General features: G+C 58.8%; 15 protein-coding genes and 1 riboswitch. Of the genes, 2 read left to right on the forward strand and 13 right to left on the reverse strand.

What is annotated here, in order from left to right:
* Positions 1-138 precede the first annotated feature (138 nt).
* On the reverse strand, positions 139-2,130 hold the full coding sequence (gene tkt / locus NZD89_RS21810; RefSeq protein ID WP_268004800.1) for a transketolase: 1,992 nt from the start codon (positions 2,128-2,130) through the stop codon (positions 139-141).
* 189 nt (positions 2,131-2,319) lie between these two features.
* Here tkt and NZD89_RS21815 point away from each other — a divergent pair, with 189 nt between their 5' ends.
* On the forward strand, positions 2,320-3,576 hold the full coding sequence (locus NZD89_RS21815; protein ID WP_268004801.1) for a glycosyltransferase family protein: 1,257 nt from the start codon (positions 2,320-2,322) through the stop codon (positions 3,574-3,576).
* Between the two features lie 85 nt (positions 3,577-3,661).
* On the opposite strand, the gene NZD89_RS21820 is transcribed toward NZD89_RS21815, so the two are convergent.
* The 4 genes from NZD89_RS21820 to NZD89_RS21835 form a co-directional block, all read right to left on the reverse strand.
* Positions 3,662-6,025 (reverse strand): ATP-binding cassette domain-containing protein, encoded by a 2,364-nt coding sequence (locus NZD89_RS21820; protein ID WP_268004802.1) that lies wholly within the window; start codon positions 6,023-6,025, stop codon positions 3,662-3,664.
* The gene (locus tag NZD89_RS21825; RefSeq protein ID WP_268004803.1) at positions 6,022-6,594 is read right to left on the reverse strand and encodes an ECF transporter S component; all 573 of its coding nucleotides are present in this window, start codon (positions 6,592-6,594) and stop codon (positions 6,022-6,024) included. Before NZD89_RS21825 ends, NZD89_RS21820 begins: the two co-directional genes overlap by 4 nt.
* Positions 6,595-6,708: 114 nt before the next feature.
* Positions 6,709-6,816, reverse strand: a riboswitch (TPP riboswitch).
* 129 nt (positions 6,817-6,945) lie between these two features.
* Positions 6,946-7,911, reverse strand: coding sequence for a class II fructose-bisphosphatase (gene glpX, locus NZD89_RS21830; protein WP_268004804.1), 966 nt, complete (start codon positions 7,909-7,911; stop codon positions 6,946-6,948).
* A 241-nt stretch (positions 7,912-8,152) separates the two neighbouring features.
* Positions 8,153-9,088: a DMT family transporter gene (locus tag NZD89_RS21835; RefSeq protein ID WP_268004805.1), complete on the reverse strand. Its 936-nt coding sequence runs from the start codon at positions 9,086-9,088 to the stop codon at positions 8,153-8,155.
* A 225-nt stretch (positions 9,089-9,313) separates the two neighbouring features.
* On the opposite strand from NZD89_RS21835, the gene NZD89_RS21840 reads away from it, so the two are divergent.
* On the forward strand, positions 9,314-10,303 hold the full coding sequence (locus NZD89_RS21840; RefSeq protein ID WP_268004806.1) for an aldo/keto reductase: 990 nt from the start codon (positions 9,314-9,316) through the stop codon (positions 10,301-10,303).
* 133 nt (positions 10,304-10,436) lie between these two features.
* Here NZD89_RS21840 and hisIE read toward each other — a convergent pair whose 3' ends face one another.
* From hisIE to NZD89_RS21880, 8 genes are read right to left on the reverse strand one after another with little or no spacing between them, the layout of a single operon-like run.
* On the reverse strand, positions 10,437-11,222 hold the full coding sequence (gene hisIE / locus NZD89_RS21845) for a bifunctional phosphoribosyl-AMP cyclohydrolase/phosphoribosyl-ATP diphosphatase HisIE (protein WP_268004807.1): 786 nt from the start codon (positions 11,220-11,222) through the stop codon (positions 10,437-10,439).
* Positions 11,207-11,980, reverse strand: a complete 774-nt coding sequence (gene hisF, locus NZD89_RS21850) for an imidazole glycerol phosphate synthase subunit HisF (protein WP_268004808.1) — start codon at positions 11,978-11,980, stop codon at positions 11,207-11,209. Before hisF ends, hisIE begins: the two co-directional genes overlap by 16 nt.
* Entirely contained in the window at positions 11,974-12,726 is a 753-nt protein-coding gene (gene hisA / locus NZD89_RS21855) for a 1-(5-phosphoribosyl)-5-[(5-phosphoribosylamino)methylideneamino]imidazole-4-carboxamide isomerase (protein ID WP_268004809.1), read from the reverse strand. Before hisA ends, hisF begins: the two co-directional genes overlap by 7 nt.
* Entirely contained in the window at positions 12,723-13,385 is a 663-nt protein-coding gene (gene hisH / locus NZD89_RS21860) for an imidazole glycerol phosphate synthase subunit HisH (protein WP_268004810.1), read from the reverse strand. Before hisH ends, hisA begins: the two co-directional genes overlap by 4 nt.
* Complete coding sequence (gene hisB / locus NZD89_RS21865; RefSeq protein WP_268008577.1) at positions 13,382-13,993, reverse strand: imidazoleglycerol-phosphate dehydratase HisB; 612 nt, start codon at positions 13,991-13,993, stop codon at positions 13,382-13,384. Before hisB ends, hisH begins: the two co-directional genes overlap by 4 nt.
* Complete coding sequence (gene hisD, locus NZD89_RS21870; RefSeq protein WP_268004811.1) at positions 13,983-15,281, reverse strand: histidinol dehydrogenase; 1,299 nt, start codon at positions 15,279-15,281, stop codon at positions 13,983-13,985. The genes hisB and hisD overlap by 11 nt, the downstream gene beginning before the upstream one ends.
* Positions 15,278-15,922, reverse strand: coding sequence for an ATP phosphoribosyltransferase (hisG, locus tag NZD89_RS21875; protein WP_268008578.1), 645 nt, complete (start codon positions 15,920-15,922; stop codon positions 15,278-15,280). The genes hisD and hisG overlap by 4 nt, the downstream gene beginning before the upstream one ends.
* Entirely contained in the window at positions 15,922-17,043 is a 1,122-nt protein-coding gene (locus NZD89_RS21880; RefSeq protein WP_268004812.1) for an ATP phosphoribosyltransferase regulatory subunit, read from the reverse strand. The genes hisG and NZD89_RS21880 overlap by 1 nt, the downstream gene beginning before the upstream one ends.
* Between the last annotated feature and the right edge of the window lie 183 nt (positions 17,044-17,226).

Raw genomic sequence — 17,226 nt, forward strand, 5'->3', positions numbered from 1 at the left:
TTCCCCGGAACTGCGGGTGTAGGCTTCGCTCGATGAGGTCAAATGGCCGGAGCGAGAATGCTATATCAAGACAAACCGGGGCATCCCACAGTGTTATGCACAACTGCGAAATGCCCCGGTGTTTTCTAACGATTCGACTTACTTGTTCAGTACTGTCTTCGCCACGTTGTAGATGTTGTCGACTGTAAAGCCGTATTCCTTCATCACGATGTCGCCAGGTGCCGAGGCGCCAAAGCGGTCGATGCCGAAGACTTCCCCATCGAGGCCGACGTATTTGTACCAGCTCATCGGATGTGCCATTTCAACGGCCACGCGCTTGTTCACATTCTTCGGCAGTACGGACTCCTTGTAAGCCTCGTCCTGTGCGTCGAAGACTTCGAGTGATGGGAAGCTGATGACGCGCGTTTTGACGCCTTCACCTGCCAACTTTTTGGCGACTTCCAGCACCAAGTGAACTTCAGAACCAGACGCGAGCAATGCGAGGTCAGAGCCATCTTCATGCTTGTAGATGACGTAGCCACCGCGCTCGAAGTTGCCTTGATTCTCCTTGATTTCCGCAAGCGTAGGCAGCTTTTGGCGAGTGAGTACCAACGCCACAGGCGCATCGCGGTGCGTCAGTGCGTACTTCACAGCGAGGCCCGTCTCCGTTCCATCGGCTGGGCGCAGGACGCGTAGACCAGGAATGGCGCGCAAGGAGGCAATCTGCTCGACAGGTTCGTGCGTAGGTCCGTCCTCGCCGACTGCGATGCTGTCGTGTGTGAGGATGTACAGCGCCGGTTGCTTCATCAGGGCCGCAAGGCGAACCGCTGGACGCAGGTAGTCGACGAACACGAGGAACGTACCCGCGTACGGGAAGATGCCGCCGTGAAGCGCGAGGCCGTTGAGCGCAGCGCCCATCGCGTGCTCGCGAACGCCGTAATCGACGTTTTTGCCCGCGTAGTCCGGTTGTTTGAAGTGCTCCGAGCTCTTGATGAACGTCTTGTTGGAACTTGACAAGTCAGCAGATCCGCCCAAGAGTGTCGGCATGTGCGGCGCGATGGCGTTGATCACCGTGCCAAACGCGTCACGCGTTGCGGTCGCGTCGGTGAACTCTGGAAGCACAGTATCGAAATCGACACCCGCATTGCCATTCACAACGTCTTTAAACGTCTTGGCATCGTCCGCAAACGCGCCCTCGTACGCGTTGAACTTTTCGTTCCACGCAGCTTCGTCCGCTTGGAGGCGCGATTTCAAGTCCGCAAACAAGGCGCGAACTTCGTCTGGCACGAAGAACGAATCGTACTTCCAGCCATACGTCTCTTTCGCCAACTTGGTCTCTTCTGCACCAAGTGGGCTACCGTGTACGCCGTGAGTGCCTTGCTTGTGCGGCGCGCCATAGCCGATGATGGTCTTGACTTCGATCAGCGTCGGGGCGTCCGTAAACGTCTTTGCCTCGGCGATCGCACGTTCAATTTCATCCAGGTTGTTGCCGTCTTCCACGCGCAGGACGTTCCATCCATAAGCGCGGTAGCGCATTTTCACGTCTTCCGTAAACGACCGATCTGTCGGTCCATCGAGCGAAATATCGTTGGAGTCGTAAAGGACGATGAGCTTGTTCAAGCCCAAGTGGCCTGCGAGCGAGCCCGCTTCAGCCGCCACGCCCTCCATCAAATCGCCGTCGCCACAGATGACGTATGTATAGTGATCAATTAGGTCGTGTCCTTCACGGTTAAAGGTCGCCGCCATGAATCGTTCCGCCATTGCGAAACCAACAGCTGTCGCGATACCTTGTCCAAGTGGCCCAGTCGTGGTGTCAACCCCAGGTGTGTGCCCAAACTCTGGGTGCCCAGGCGTTTTCGAGCCCCATTGACGGAACGACTTCAAATCGTCCATCGAGACATCGTAACCAGTCAGGTGCAGCAGGCTGTACAACAGCATCGACCCGTGACCTGCAGATAGCACGAAGCGATCTCTGTCAATCCACGCCGGATTTTCCGGGTTGTACTTCATAAAGCGGCTCCACAGCACATAAGCCATAGGCGCTGCGCCCATCGGTAGCCCAGGGTGTCCCGAATTGGCCTTTTCAATTGCATCAATCGAAAGGGTGCGTATGGTCTTGACCGCCAATTGATCTTGTTCTGTAAATGGCATGATTCCACTCCCCGTTGCTAGAGATTTTCATTGGTTATGATACCACATCTGATCAATTTCACTTACGTTCCGTGAAGAAAACGTTCAAAGCCGGAGCATTCGCTTTTTTCGAACAGATGACTTCACGCGATTTCTCGTCATCCACGACGACATAGGATACCATAAGAGGCGTACGAAAGGAGTATACCCATGACAGCTCGAGAAGCTTCGCCCGCAAAACACTGGATTTGGGACATCCTCACACTCAACGCGATTTTCCGAGGTTTGTGGCTCGTCTACATGCACCCTCCCCAGAAAGCGGACTTTCTCTGGTATTTTGAGCACGCACAGCTTCTGGCATCTGGGCACGGATATGTATGGAACGGACAGCCCACCGCGTACTGGCCCATTGGCTGGCCGTTTTTCTTGTCCCTCATCTTCCGCATCACAGGCGCCCACGTCGTCGTCGGACTCGCTGTGAACGCCTTTTTGAGCACGTGCATCGTGGGACTTATCTATCTTCTGACCCAAGAACTGTTCCTTCGGACATCGATGGCGCTGGCCGCCGCTGTGGCGTACTCTTTACTGCCGAGCCAAATTATCTGGAATGCCGTTCTCGGGTCCGAGGAATTATTCACCTTCCTGTTGCTCATTTCGCTGTACCTTTACATACGTGCGCGAAACCAGTCGGGAAAAACCGCCATCGCACTCATTGTGGCCTCCGGTCTCATCCTCGGATTTGCGGCAGACGTGCGGCCCATCCCGTTGGCGTTCCCCGCCTTCGTGCTACTCTACGAATGGTTGATCCAACGCCGTCGCGCAAAAGCGAGCTTTGGCCGAGCCATCACGTTAACCATCGCGATGTTCGTCGCGATTTTACCCGTTACCATCCGCAACAAAATCGCCATGCACCATTTTGTGCTCGTGTCCACGAACGGTGGGATGAACCTGTGGCAGGGCACACACACGAACGGCGGATACTTCTGGTCCTGGAACCCGGCCATCAATCCGCTGCTTCATATCAACAACGAGATCGTAAAGAACAAGGTGGCCGAACACACTGCGCTCACCTACATCGCGCATCACATTCCACTGACCATCGGCAACGGATTTCTCAAGATCTACGACTTGTACAAGAACGACGTCAATGCCACGTGGTACACATTTCACGTCATTCCGAGCCTGAACCATCTGATGGAGCCGGTGAATACCCTGTGCAACACCGTATACTACCTGTTCATCGCAGCGGCCGCCATCGGAATCGGCGTCGTCATCGTTCGTCGCTTCGAACATTTCCGGGCAAGCCTCCTGCTTCTCACATTTGCGCTGTACAACACGTGCTTCTTTTTCTTCTTTCCAGCGTGGGATCGCTTCCGCTACCCGCTGATGCCGTTGTTCTCCGTATTCGTCGGAGTCGGTGTGGTCTGGCTGTGGCGTTCCATGCACGATCACGCCCCGGACGCGTGAAGCCAACAAACTTGTGCGCTATTTGCAAAGAGGAGTCGCAACTCGCCGAAATTGGCGCAATGCGACTCCTCTTTTACGGACTCAGCTACACGAAAAACAATAGAACCGCTCCGACCACGCACAGGCCGGCAAACAGGAAGTCGCCTGCAGCAAACGAAATTCTGCGGAAATAGGAGCGCTCATCCCACTTATCGGCCGGGGCCCCATAAAATCCACGCGCTTCCATGGCGGTCGCGAGGCGCTCGCTCAGGCGAATGGATTGGCTGAGCATCGGGAGGGCGTAAGTCACGGGGCGGGTCACCCACCACCCTTGGCGCCCACGCACTCGACGCGCGAGTCGAAACGTGCGCAACTCGTGGTCAAACCGCTGCAAAAACCCTGTTCCGGCCATAATTCCGTACGCTAGTTTCGGAGGCAGCCGAAACGATTGGCTCAGGCTGACGACAAAGTTCGTCCCATCCGTCGTCTCGAGGAAGACATACGCGAGCACCACCGTGGAAAACGTCCGCAACGCCACGAGCACCCCTTGCAGCAAGCCGTACACACTCAAGTGGAACCAGAGAAAGTTCACGTAGTGATAGCCGGGAGGCGTCGCTGCATTGGCCGCAAACGTCCAGAGATAAATCACGTACATGGCAAGCACTACAGAGAGTCGCTTGAACGCACGCCACGGATTGCACCAGCCGAGCCCGAACGCGATGACGAGGGTGACTACCCACATCGAGCCCAGTTCCCGAAAGGTGTTAGCGAAGAGCGTGAGCACGGCGACAACAAGCAGTGTGAGCAACTTCACACCTGGGTGAATGCGCGACATCGGCGAACGAGCGGAAGCTTTACACTCTGCGCTTCCTGTCTGCTGCTTGTACCCGCGACTCACCCCAATCAAAGCAGCGCCCTCCGCCGCACCCGCTGCCGAGTGAGCGGTTTGCATCGGGCCCGTCCCCTGTTCGCGACCTTCCTTCGAGACGTTGATTCGAAGCGGGCGGACGTCGTCGATCAAGTGAGCGCGACGCAACACGTCCTCGCGTTCGAACAGTTCGTTCACGCCGCCGTCGAACAGGAGCTCGCCTTGTGCGATAACGAGTACGCGCGTGGCGTAGCGACGGACAATCTCTAGGTCATGCGTCACCGTCACGACGGTTTTTCCACTGGCCAGCAACGTGACGAGTCGCGACAGAATGGTCTCCTCGGACGACGCGTCCTGGCCATACGTCGGCTCGTCGAACAGAAACACATCGTGGTCATCGCGCAACATCACGCCAACCGCTAGTCGCCGTTTCTGACCCTGGCTCAGCGCGTACGGAGATGCCCCCGCGTGATCCTTGAGACCAAACTCCGCGAGCAGCGCTTCGACGTGAGGAGGTATCACATCCCCTACCAAACGCCCTGCCATTTCATCCGCTACGCGCTCGAACAAAAATTGATATTCAGGATTTTGAAATCCATAAGCGATTGTCTGGTATCGTTGGCCCGGGCGCACCTGCTCGATATTCTCTCCGCAGAGCGAAACCCGGCCGGCGGTAGGTGGCGTAAGCCCCGCCATCACCTCGAGCAGACTTGACTTCCCAGCCCCATTTGGCCCGACAATGGCCACCCACTCTCCCTTGTAGAAGGCGGCCGAGATATGCGACCACACGGAATGTTTTGCGTACGCCAGGGAGACATCTGACAGTTGAAGCACGGGATGGCCCGCGTGCGCGTGCGAACTCGGCAACTGACGCGACGGCCTGCGCGCCCGTTGGGACAATAGATCGGCGGTGGCTCCACGATGCACGCGCCCATCAGGGGCCACTGTAAGCACGCGGTCGATGTAAGGCAACAGGGGCTCGTACTTGTGTTCGACGATAAGCAGTGTACGCCCCATGCTGCGGAGCTCTGCGATCCGTTCGAACACCTCCCGGGTCGACTGCGGGTCTAAATTGGCGGTCGGTTCATCCAAGATGATCAGTTCACAGTCCATGGCGAGAGCTGACGCGATTGCCAGTTTCTGCTTCATTCCCCCGGAAAAGTCGGCATGGTGCGCCTGCTGATTCACGTCAAGGCGGACGCGTCTTAGCGCCGAATCGATTTTTGCAGGCATCGACTCGCGCGGGATGCGCAAGTTCTCGAGCCCAAAGGCAATTTCGTCTTCCACCGTGAGCATACAAAACTGCGAATTCGGATCTTGAAAGACATAGCCAATTTTGCCGGGCGCCTTGAGCGCGGTGCCCAACTGAATCTCGCCGCTCATCTGCGCCTCGACAGAGCGTGGGATGATGCCCGCAATCGCCATGGCAATCGTACTTTTCCCACTCCCACTCGGCCCCGTGAGGAGCACGCATTCCCCCGGGTAGACATCAAACGTACAGTCTGCCACCGTTGGCTTGTCGTCGTCGAGGTAAGTCACAGACAAATTGCGAACGGAAAGTACCGGCGACACCCCTGCCGCCGGCCGTTCGAACGCGTTCATCGAGCCATCGCCTTGCGCTGTTGCGCGATGGCAAAGTTTCTAAGCACACCCGCTCGGTAGAGCGCATCCGCGAGCAACTTCGGCAAAATCCCGCCCAGAACCGCACCGCTCACGAGTGCCACAATCACATACGACACCTGAGTTCCCACCATAAGCGCCTTGCCACCGTACTGAAAGTACCATTGGAGAACGGCGGCCAAGGCGGCCAGCACCCCTGCCAAACTGCAAGATACGATGTGATAACCGCGATAGATAAACAAGATAAAGGCCAATTCAGCACCAATGCCTTGAATGAGACCAGCCGTCAGATTCGAGAGCCCCCACTGGCCGCCGAGAATCAGTTCCACAGAAGCCGCTATCAACTCAGCCAACAGCGCTGCACCTGGTCGACGGACGATGTATGCGACAAGTACCGAGGCGATCATCCACAGTCCCGTCATCGCCGCCTGACCGGCGTACAGTGCGGTGGGAATGAAGTTATACAGAATATCCCACACGCGATACAAGGCACCTGCCACAATCGCCAGTACGACCATGACAATGACGTCCCTAAGCTTCCATGCCGACATGTTTCCATTCCTCCTCTTGTTCGAGGCGAGCCGCCCTCGATGCAATGCGAGATCAAGGGGCCACAGACAACACAAAACAGCACCCCGTCACGAGCGCGTGAAAAGGGTGCTGCATATTGTCGATGGGCACTTCCTCCCGCTGGTATGATCCAGATCGAGTCCCGAAGGGTTAGCAACGTACTCGTTGCCTCTCAGCCACACGTGGCACCCCTAGCGCCCCTCTTCACATCATAAAATTGTCAGGGACAGTGTATCATCGTACGCAGTCGGCTGCAACCGCGGCTCGTCCTGACACGATTGGCTTAGTACGCCAGATGAGTTCCCGTATGACCGTGTTTTCCGGGATGGAGATCAATTCTCCCAGCCCATCTTCAAATTGAGGTTGTGAAATGCCTCGACGAAGCGTACCGTACCCGTTTTTGCGCGCATGACCAACGTCTGTGTGCGAGCCCGATTGTTGCCGAGAAACCGCACGCCATCCAGCAGTTCGCCATCGGTGATGCCCGTCGCCGAGAAAATCGCATCGTCGCCGCGCACCAGGTCGTCTAATTCGAGTACGTGATCGACATCCGTGATACCCATTTCCTCACAGCGACGGCGCTGTTCTTCATTTTCAGGCAGCAGCCGTCCGAGCAGTTCACCGCCAAGGCACTTCAAGGCACACGCCGCCAGCACTCCCTCGGGCGCCCCTCCCGAACCAAGCAAGATGTCGACGCCCTTGTCAGGAAACGCGGTGTACAGTGCCCCCGCCACGTCGCCGTTCGGAATCAGCTTGATCCGGGCGCCGGCTTGGCGGACTTCCTCGATGAGCTTTGAATGCCTGTCCCGATCTAGGATGACGGCCACCACGTCCTTGATGTCCTTCCCGTTCGCCTGGGCCACTGCCATCAAGTTCTCTCGCACACTCTTGCGGAAGCTGACTCTCCCCTTCGCGTTCCGGCCAACCGCAATCTTGTCCATGTACATGTCCGGTGCGTGCAACAGGCATCCACTCGGTGCGATGGCCACCACCGCCATCGAGTTGGCCTGCCCGGCGGCCACCGTGTCTGTTCCTTCGATTGGATCAACCGCCACGTCCACGGCTGGATGCACGCCAGTGCCGAGGCGTTCACCTATGTACAACATGGGCGCTTCGTCCATCTCGCCCTCGCCGATCACCACCGTGCCGTCCATCGACACCGTGTCAAACATTTTGCGCATTGCCTCCGTTGCTGCCCCATCCGCCGCCATTTTATCCCCACGGCCCATCCAAGTTGCGCTCTTGAGGGCTGCGAATTCCGTGACGCGAACAATTTCCATCGCTAGTTCCCGTTCCAAACCGCCACTTCCTCACATGTCATTGTGAATTTCTAGTGTTTCGCCTAATTGGCGGACGGTTGCCAACACGTCCGCTCGAGCCGGCTTAGGAAGGTCTATCCGCTATTCTGCACCGACGCCAAAAAGTTTACCACAACCCGCGCGACGGGACGAATCCTGTCCCAAATTTCGAAACACTCTGTTCCCGAAAGTCGCCCAGGATTACGACGTGCGCCATCCGCCCTTCAACCCAGCCCACCGTTCACAAGTCCTCATGCACGTCCAAGGAACCTTCCATCATGGCGATGGCCGCCGCCCGCGGCTCCACGTTCCTCCCTAGGTACAGCGCCATGAGAATCAGGCTGGCGCCGACATAAAAGAACAGCGTCGGCGCTGTATGGGTGATCACAATCGAAAAGAGGACGCCGAAAATTGGCTGTAGGTATAACGTGATAGCTGCGCGCGACACGTCCTGGTCCTGGAGGACGAAAAGCCAGACCAGATATGCGCCTGCAGTCGCACACAGCGACAAAAATGCCAGGGACAAGAGTGGACCCGTTCCAAGGTGGTGGGGCCACGGGTGGCCGCTGATCACCCAGAGCGGCGTACATCCCAGGAACCCGGCCAGCAGCATGATGGACATCGCTGCCGACGCCGGCACGTTTTCCGTCATGCTGGCAGACAGTGCATTATAACAGGCGTAACACAAGACGGCCAAAAGTAAAAGCACGTCACCTAGCGCGTATCCAGCGACGCCTGGCCTCGGGCATCCCCCGACGACGTAAGCGCCAATCGCGGCCATGGCCATGGCGATTTTGCGCCGAGTGGACAGTCGCTGGCGCAGGACGACGGCGGCGATCAACACCGTGAAAAGGGGCTCAAGCGCTATCGACACAGCACCGAGGGCGGCCGTCGAGGCGTGAATCCCAATTGTCTCCAGTGTAACAGGAACCGTAAACCCAATGAGTCCAAGTAGCGCACTGCGCGTCATTGCGCGGGCTGACATTGCGGCGCGGTTGCGGCGCAGCGCGCGAATGACGAACGGAAAGAGGATTGTTCCCCCCACGAAGAGGCGAGTCATCGTCAAAAAGATGGGGCTCATTTGCCCTGTCGCGACACTGGTTGCCGCAAAGCTCATAGACCATACGAGATTCGCGACAATGAGCAGGGCAAAGAAGACGGAGCGAGGCGGTTTCAATCATCAGCATCCTTCACAAGTCAAAGATAAGTCCATGGTACGCCCTGAAGTCGAGTCTGCCAACACCAGGCACATACCAAGATCTTGCTGATGTCAAATGTGCTTCACGCTCTCTCCGCGACGCACCCATCATTTTTGTAAGTTGCATACAAATTTGCTTTAACAATCTCGAATCCCTACAATTTATAGAGAACGATCCGCTCGACGCAGCGAAGGAGGCACCACATGAAAAAACGTAAGCTAGGTCACCAGGGATTAGAGGTTTCCGCTTTAGGCCTTGGCTGTATGGGGATGTCAGACTTTTATAGTCATCGTGACGATGAAGAATCCATCCGCACTATCGAGCGCGCCATCGAGCTCGGCGTTACATTCTTCGATACGGCAGACATGTACGGCGTAGGCGAAAACGAGCGGCTGGTGGGGCGCGCGTTGAAGCCACACCGCGACAAGGTCGTCCTCGCGACCAAATTTGGCAATGTGCGCTCCGAGCAGGACGGCAGCTTTCTCGGTATCAACGGTCGCCCGGAATACGTTCGCCAAGCCGTCGATAAGAGCCTGTTACGCCTTGGCGTCGACTATATCGACCTGTACTATCAACACCGCGTCGACACGTCCGTGCCTATCGAAGAAACGGTCGGTGCCATGGCCGAACTCGTACGAGCTGGCAAGGTGAAGTATCTTGGACTTTCCGAAGCCGGCGCTGAAACGATTCGCCGCGCGCACAAAGTACATCCGATCACCGCACTCCAAACGGAGTACTCCCTGTGGAGCCGCGACGTCGAGGATGACATTCTGCCGACCGTGCGCGAACTAGGGATCGGCTTTGTCGCCTATAGTCCACTGGGGCGCGGCTTTCTGACCGGCGACATCAAGCGCTTTGAAGACCTCGCACAAGACGACTACCGCCGATTCTCACCGCGGTTCCAGGGTGAAAACTTCGCCAAGAACCTCGAATTGGTCCAAAAAATTGAAGAGTTGGCGCGTGACAAGGCGTGTAGCCCAGCCCAACTCGCCATCGCCTGGCTGCTCGCACAAGGCGACGACATCGTCCCTATCCCTGGTACGAAACGCCGCAAGTATCTCGAGGACAATCTCGGCGGCGTAGAAGTGGCACTGTCTGCGCAAGACCTTCGCGCCATCGATGAAATCGCTCCGAAGGGCGTCGCTGCGGGAACCCGCTATCCAGCGTCAAACATGTCCACGTTGAATCGCTAATCTAGCTTTATCGCAAGCGCTCGGTGCGCAGCGGCTCGGAGCCGTGCCAAAGGCACGACTTTTCCGATTTGGCTGGAACGACAAGGGTGGGAGCCGCCCGGCTTGCGTACGGCGCGCGTGTCCGTCACGCGCGCTAACGCCGTTTGTCCAACTCGTTGAAGACGTCAACAGGGGATAGATCGCTGTACCGCCACAAGGCCAACAAATGATAGAGCAGATCTGCTGACTCCGAGGCAAGTGTCTGTACAGTTCCGGTAAGCTCGGTGCGCAAGGCAGCCAGAGCAACCTCGACCGCCTCCTCGCCGACCTTCTTGCCGATTTTCTCAGCTCCGTGCGTAAATAAATAGGTTGTATAAGATCCTTCTGGCCGGGTCCGAAATCTGTCGTCGATAAGTCCCCACAACTCCACCAACGTCACGAAGTCAGACAATTGAATGGCGGATGGTTCAGTCACCGCGTTCAAGGATGAGGACGTTTGCACTGCTTCAGGCTTCCCGCTCGCCTCTGTAGACGACACGAGTGCATCGCTAGCCGGAGCCGCAGCGGTGGCGTCTCGTACTATGCTCGTCTCCACGTGCGTCACGGTGCGAAAGAAGCACGTGTTCTCACCGGTGTGACAGGCGGGGCCGTTCGGCCTCACGAGATACAGCACCGCGTCGCCGTCACAGTCGACGCGAACGTCGACGACGGCCTGCGTGTGACCGGAGGTAGCGCCCTTGTGCCAGTATTCTTGGCGGGATCGGCTGAAGAACCAAGACTCCCCAGTCGCCAGCGTGCGTTTGAGCGCCTCGCGATTCGCGTATGCGAGCGTGAGGACGTGCCCTGTGTCAACGTCCTGGACGACGACAGGCACGAGCCCTGTCGCACTGTCATAGCGGACGGCGGACAAATCGACCGTTGTCGTCACTGGTAGATCCATCGCACGGATACCCCCCTCATCTTCAGGTGTGCCTTCACCTCTTTAATGCTCGTCTCTGCAAAGTGAAACACGCTGGCGGCAAGCGCAGCGTCCGCCTTGCCCTCCGTGAGCACCGTGTAAAAGTGTTCCTTGCGACCAGCACCGCCACTGGCGATGACCGGAACGTTTACGGCGTTCGCCACACTGCGCGTGAGGGTGAGGTCGTACCCGTCACGCGTCCCGTCTTGGCGAAAGCTGGTGAGGAGGATTTCGCCGGCGCCCAGTTTCTCGACGCGTCGCGCCCAACCGATGACATCCATCCCCGTCCCGACTTTGCCCCCTTGAATCATCACCTCGTACTCACCCATCGTCGAGTTCAAGTTGGCATCAATCGCCACCACGACGCATTGTTCGCCAAACCGGTGGGCGGCTTCCTTGACGAGCGTTGGGTTGCGCACGGCGCTTGTATTCATGGAGACTTTGTCAGCCCCGGCGAGCAGCAGGCTCCGAACGTCCTCAACCGAGGACACGCCCCCCCCCACCGTGAGCGGAATGTTGGTCTGTGACGCGACTTCTTCGACGACGCGGCGGGTCGCGAGACGCCCTTCCGTCGATGCCGAAATGTCCAGCAACACGAGCTCGTCCGCACCGGCGTCCGAGTAGATTTTGGCCAATTCGACAGGGTCGCCCGCGTCCCGGCGGTCATTCAAAAATCCGACGTGCTTGACGACCCGCCCGTCGAGCACGTCAAAACACGGGATAATCCGTTTCGTCAGCACAGGGCTCCCTCCTGTCGCAAGCGGATGATGGTGTGTGCCAGGTCGAGCTGTCCGTCGTACAGCGATTTGCCGACTACAGCGCCGGACAGTCCCGCTTTCAGCGCCGCTACGACGTCTTCTTCGTCGCGAATGCCGCCTGAGGCAATCGCCCCGAGTCCAACCTGCTGGACCGCGTCCGCCAACGCGAGGTTCGCACCAGACAAGGTGCCGTCCTTCTCGACGTCGGTCACCAACGCATGTTGCACGCCGACGTCGTGCAGTTGCGCTGCCAACTCGACAATGGACGTATTCGTCTGTTCGATCCACCCGTCAACCGCCAGTTTCCCATCTCGACCGTCCAGTCCAGCCACGAGCCGCTCACTTCCAAACTCGTCAACCCAAGCTGACATCTGCTCGACGTTGCGGGATGCCGTCCCGAGTACGACGCGGCTTACTCCGCGACGAAGCCAGGCCGCGATAGCGTCAGTCGTCCGAATTCCGCCGCCCACTTCTACCTGTGCGCCGTACCCCGCGGCCAGTTTGACGATTTCGCCAATGACGTCCCGGTTCACGCCGTGGCCGTCCTTGGCGCCATCGAGGTCTACGACATGAAGGAATTTCGCCCCTTGTTCACACCACGTCTTCGCCACCTCGACCGGGTTCTCGCTATACTCGGTCTTTGCGGCATAGTCCCCCTTGAGCAATCGCACACAGCGACCCTCGAGGATGTCGATAGCCGGCAACAGCGTAAATGTGTATCCGCTCACTGTACCGCCTCCCTTTGTGTCTGCCACGCCCGGCAAAGCGCGACGAAGTTGTGCAGAATCCGCTCGCCGACCTCGCCGCTCTTCTCTGGGTGGAATTGCGCCCCGAGCACGTTCCCCTGCCCGACCACGCCAGGCACCGAAACGGAGCCGTAGGTGGCCGCAGCGAGGACGCAATCCCGATTCGTCGCCTCGACGTAATAGGAGTGGACGAAGTAGACGTAATCGCCGACTTTGACGTCGCGCAGAAGCGGGTGAGTGCGGACGACGTCGAGGTCATTCCAGCCCATGTGCGGGACTTTCATGTCGTCTTTAAAGCGCACCACCTCGCCGGGCAACAGACCCAATCCCATGTGGCGCCCGTGTTCCTGACTGCTGCCAAACAACAATTGCATGCCGAGGCAAATTCCGAAGAGCGGTCTCCCCTCGCGCGCGACCTGGCGAAGGACGGGAATCAGCCCTGCGGCGCGCAACTGGAACATCGCATCGCCGAAGGCGCCGACGCCGGGCAGTACGACGCCCTCGATCTCGTCTTTCGAACCCTGGACGAGATCGCGCCAGACCGCCGCTTGGTCCACGACGACCGTCTCTGCACCGACGCGGGAAAATCCCTTCGTCACGCTTTGGAGGTTGCCGACGCCGGGATCGAGAATGGCGATCATTCGAGGACCCCCTTACTGCTAGGCACGCCGCCGTCGACGGTGCTGACCGCCTCGCGAAGCGCCGCGCCAAACGCCTTGAACAGCCCCTCGACCATGTGATGGTTGTTTTCCCCGTAGAGCACGGCCAGGTGCAGGGCCATCCGGCCTTCGTTGGCGACCGACTTGAAGAACTCTGCGACCAGTTCCGTTGGGAACGTGCCGATGCGCTCGTTCGTAAATTGCGCCTGGAGCACGAACGCCGGCCTGCCCGACAGATCTAGGACGGCGCGCGCGAGCGTCTCGTCCATCGGCGTGTGCCGTTCGCCGTAACGGCGAATGCCCGCCTTGTTTCCAAGCGCCCCCGCAATCGCCTTGCCGAGGCACAGACCAATGTCTTCGACCAAGTGATGGTCTTCGACGTCGACGTCTCCGTCCGCGTCGATGGCGAGGTCAAACTGGCCGTGTACGGCGAATAGGTGCAGCATGTGGCGCAGGAACGGGACCGGGAAATTGAGCTTGGCCTCACCTGTGCCGTGCAGTTGTAAGGACAGTCGAATGGTGGTTTCACCGGTTTCGCGCGCGACGTTCGCCGAAAACGTCGGTGCCACAGCGATTGCTTCAGTTGCCATCAAGATTCTCCTCCTCGCGTACAAGAACGGCCCGTGCGTGCGCCTCAAGCGACTCGGCACGCGCCAACGTGACGATGTGCGCCGCGTGCGAACGCAAGGTCTCACGGTTGTAGGCGACCACGCTCATTCGCCGGAGAAAGTCGTGAACGCCCAGCCCACTGGCGTACCGGGCACTGCCGTGCGTTGGCAAGACGTGGTTGCTTCCCGCGTAGTAATCGCCGACCGGTTCCGGCGTATAGTGTCCAAGGAAGACGGCGCCGGCGCGGGAGATATACGGTAGCCACGCATCCGCGTCATCCATCAGAAGTTCGACGTGCTCTGGCGCGACATCGTTCAAAATGTCCATCGCCTGCTCCAGGTGTTCGACGTGAACGAGCGCCCCCCAGCGCGAAAGCGCAGCCCTCGCAATCTGTGCGCGCGGAAGGTCAGTGAGTTGTCTATCCAGTTCGACCTGCACCGCGGCCAAGAGCTTCTCCGAGGTACTCACGCACACGGCGCCTGCTTCGGTGTCGTGTTCCGCCTGCGCCAGCATGTCCGCTGCGACAAACCTCGGATTGGCGTGCTCGTCCGCGACGATAAACACCTCACTCGGCCCAGCGATGCTGTCGATGCCCACATCCCCCATCACCTGCCGCTTCGCGAGCGCCACATAGAGGTTGCCAGGGCCCACAATCTTGTCCACTCGCAGGACGCTCTGGGTCCCGTAGGCGAATGCAGCCACCGCTTGGGCGCCGCCGATGCGGTAAACTTCGTCGATGCCGAGGAGGTGAGCCGCGGCCAGCACGTCGCGGTGTGGCAGCCCGTCTGGTCCCGGTGGGGACGCGAGCGCGATGGAGCTGACGCCAGCGACTTGCGCTGGAATGACGTCCATGAGCACCGTCGACGGATACGCGCCACGTCCACCTGGCGCATATACGCCGACTCGGCGGATTGGGCGCCAGACCATCCCCATTTGCTCACCGTGCTCACCATAGAGCGTAAAGTCCTCCGGCCACTGCGCCTCGTGATACGCCCGAATCCGCTTTGCCGCCGCACGCAACGCCTCGATGGTCTCTGCGGGCGTCTGCTCGTAGGCGTCCTTGAGGGCAGTCACAGGCACTCGTAAGTCAAACGGCATCCCAGTCACCCGCTCGATGCCGTCTAACTGCTCGGTCCAATGCAAAAGCGCCTCGTCTTTACGCACTCTCACATCCTCGATGATCTGAGCCACGCGCAGGCTCTCCTCCGGTGCCGACGAAGGCGTTCGCTTCCAAGCAAACGCCTCGCCTTCCACGAGTTGAACGCTCATCCTCGACTATCCCCTCTCACTGCTATCGCTTGGTCCAACCGTCGTACGATTTCCGAAATCTCCCGATTCTTCATCCGGTAGCTCGACCGGTTTGCAACCAGCCGGGCAGAGATGTCGTACACGGTGTCGAACACCGTCAAACCGTTGGCAACAAGCGTCGATCCCGTCTGCACCAGATCAAAAATTCGATCCGTGAGCCCAATCACGCTGGCCAACTCAATCGATCCCGACAGCGGCACAATCTCCACCGACTGCCCCTGACTCCGAAAATACGCGTCCGCGAGCTTCGGGTACTTGGTCGCCACCCGTTCGGGCCTGCGGTCGTAGTCCTGCGGAAGCCCGGCGACGCAGAGGCGGCATTTACTCACATCGAGATCGAGCAGTTCATACATTTCTTTTTGCTGCTCGAGCAACACATCCTTGCCGACCACGCCGATATCTGCCACGCCAAAGCTGACGTACGTCGGCACGTCGGCTGGTTTGGCGAGTAAGTAGCGAATGGGACTGAAGCCGGGCCACGGCACTTCGAACACGAGTGCGCGCGTGTCGTCGAGATCCGCCGGGAGCGGTAGTCCCGCACTGCCCCACAAGGGCAACAAGTCGTCGACTATCCGCCCTTTGGCGAGCGCCACCGTCAACATCACAATCCCCCTCCCGCGTAGCCTTTGGCATCCTGGTCACCTTGGCCACCCATTTGACCGACCGCATTCGACGCACGCGGCGTCATCGCTCGGTGGTTTAACGTCGGCGCGTTCAACACGGCCAATACGCGCTCGATTTCAAACGCCATCCCGACGGCTGGCGCGGCCGACCCGAACTGCGCCAACAGATCGTCGTATCGCCCACCCAGCGCTATCGGCGCCCCGACGCCTGGCGCGAACACCTCAAAGACAAGCCCTGTGTAATAGGTAATGTCGCGGTGGAGCGTGAGGTCAAACGTCACCTGCTCCTGAAGGTCCATGTTCGTCACCGCCTCCGCCAACTCGACGAGGCTGTTCCAGGCGGCCATCATCTCCAGGCGCGCAGTTTCGCTTTTCCACCCTGCCCCAAACAGCTCCTGATTCAAGCTCTCTGGTTGATAGGGAGTAATGGATTGCAGGACGCCAAGCACGTCCGGCACATCGTTTGGCAGTGCCGCGTGAAACGCCACGTAGTCCCCCCTCGTGAGACAATCGAGGCAATTCGACACCAGTTGTGCGGGAACGCCCACCGCCTCCAACAAAGCTGGGACGAGCAGGGCGTGGCTCACGACCGTTTGCGTATCGGCGAGCCCTAAGGCCTGCGTAGCGCGGTGACAGAGAGACAACACCTCTGCGTCCGCCTGCGTTCCGCTAACGCCTATCCACTCGACCCCGACCTGCGTCGATTCCGCCGCCTTCCCGCTCGCCCACAACAGCGAGGCCGGGTCATTCGTCCGACGATAGACGCGCTCGGCGTAACACCAACGGATGGGCAGCTTCGACGCGGTCACGAGCGGTGCCGCCATTCTCGCAATCGAAGGCGTCATCTCCGGTCGCAAAGCGATGGTATTGCCGGTCCCGTCGAACAACTGCACCCATTCTCGAGCCGCCTCGAGTGGCCTCGCGCGCAACAAGGTGTCCACAAACTCAAACGCACCACTCGAAACCAGTTCATACCCTGACTCGTCAAAAAAATCGACCAAGCGGTTCTCGATCACTCGTCGCCGCTTCGCAAATCCAGGGTAGCTGTCCTGCATACCAATTGGTCTATCAGCAAAGCCACTTGGCACATTTACACTCATCGCCATCACCACGCCAATCATCGTTCACTTTAGTACGCTAATATAGTAAAGCACAGACGCGACAGGGAATCAACCACCCATCAGCACGGCGAGGTGCTCTGCGCTGCAAAGCGCATTGCATTGCGATGCACTGAGTGGCCGAGTCGCATCCACAATATTCTGTGTAACCAGTTTAGCAAAGTG

Origin of the sequence: Alicyclobacillus fastidiosus (genome assembly GCF_026651875.1) — a bacterium.
In the GTDB taxonomy this organism is placed as follows: Bacteria; Bacillota; Bacilli; order Alicyclobacillales; family Alicyclobacillaceae; genus Alicyclobacillus; species Alicyclobacillus fastidiosus.

What these genes read in the sequence shown, in the direction of transcription:
- NZD89_RS21880 (WP_268004812.1), bottom strand. Translation starts at nt 17,043, where the DNA reads ATGAGTGTAAATGTGCCAAGTGGCTTTGCTGATAGACCAATTGGTATG.
- tkt (WP_268004800.1), bottom strand. Translation starts at nt 2,130, where the DNA reads ATGCCATTTACAGAACAAGATCAATTGGCGGTCAAGACCATACGCACC.
- NZD89_RS21820 (WP_268004802.1), bottom strand. Translation starts at nt 6,025, where the DNA reads ATGAACGCGTTCGAACGGCCGGCGGCAGGGGTGTCGCCGGTACTTTCC.
- hisD (WP_268004811.1), bottom strand. Translation starts at nt 15,281, where the DNA reads ATGAGCGTTCAACTCGTGGAAGGCGAGGCGTTTGCTTGGAAGCGAACG.
- hisG (WP_268008578.1), bottom strand. Translation starts at nt 15,922, where the DNA reads ATGTTGACGGTGGCGCTCGCCAAAGGGCGGATAGTCGACGACTTGTTG.
- NZD89_RS21815 (WP_268004801.1), top strand. Translation starts at nt 2,320, where the DNA reads ATGACAGCTCGAGAAGCTTCGCCCGCAAAACACTGGATTTGGGACATC.
- NZD89_RS21840 (WP_268004806.1), top strand. Translation starts at nt 9,314, where the DNA reads ATGAAAAAACGTAAGCTAGGTCACCAGGGATTAGAGGTTTCCGCTTTA.
- hisIE (WP_268004807.1), bottom strand. Translation starts at nt 11,222, where the DNA reads ATGGATCTACCAGTGACGACAACGGTCGATTTGTCCGCCGTCCGCTAT.
- hisB (WP_268008577.1), bottom strand. Translation starts at nt 13,993, where the DNA reads ATGGCAACTGAAGCAATCGCTGTGGCACCGACGTTTTCGGCGAACGTC.
- NZD89_RS21825 (WP_268004803.1), bottom strand. Translation starts at nt 6,594, where the DNA reads ATGTCGGCATGGAAGCTTAGGGACGTCATTGTCATGGTCGTACTGGCG.
- hisH (WP_268004810.1), bottom strand. Translation starts at nt 13,385, where the DNA reads ATGATCGCCATTCTCGATCCCGGCGTCGGCAACCTCCAAAGCGTGACG.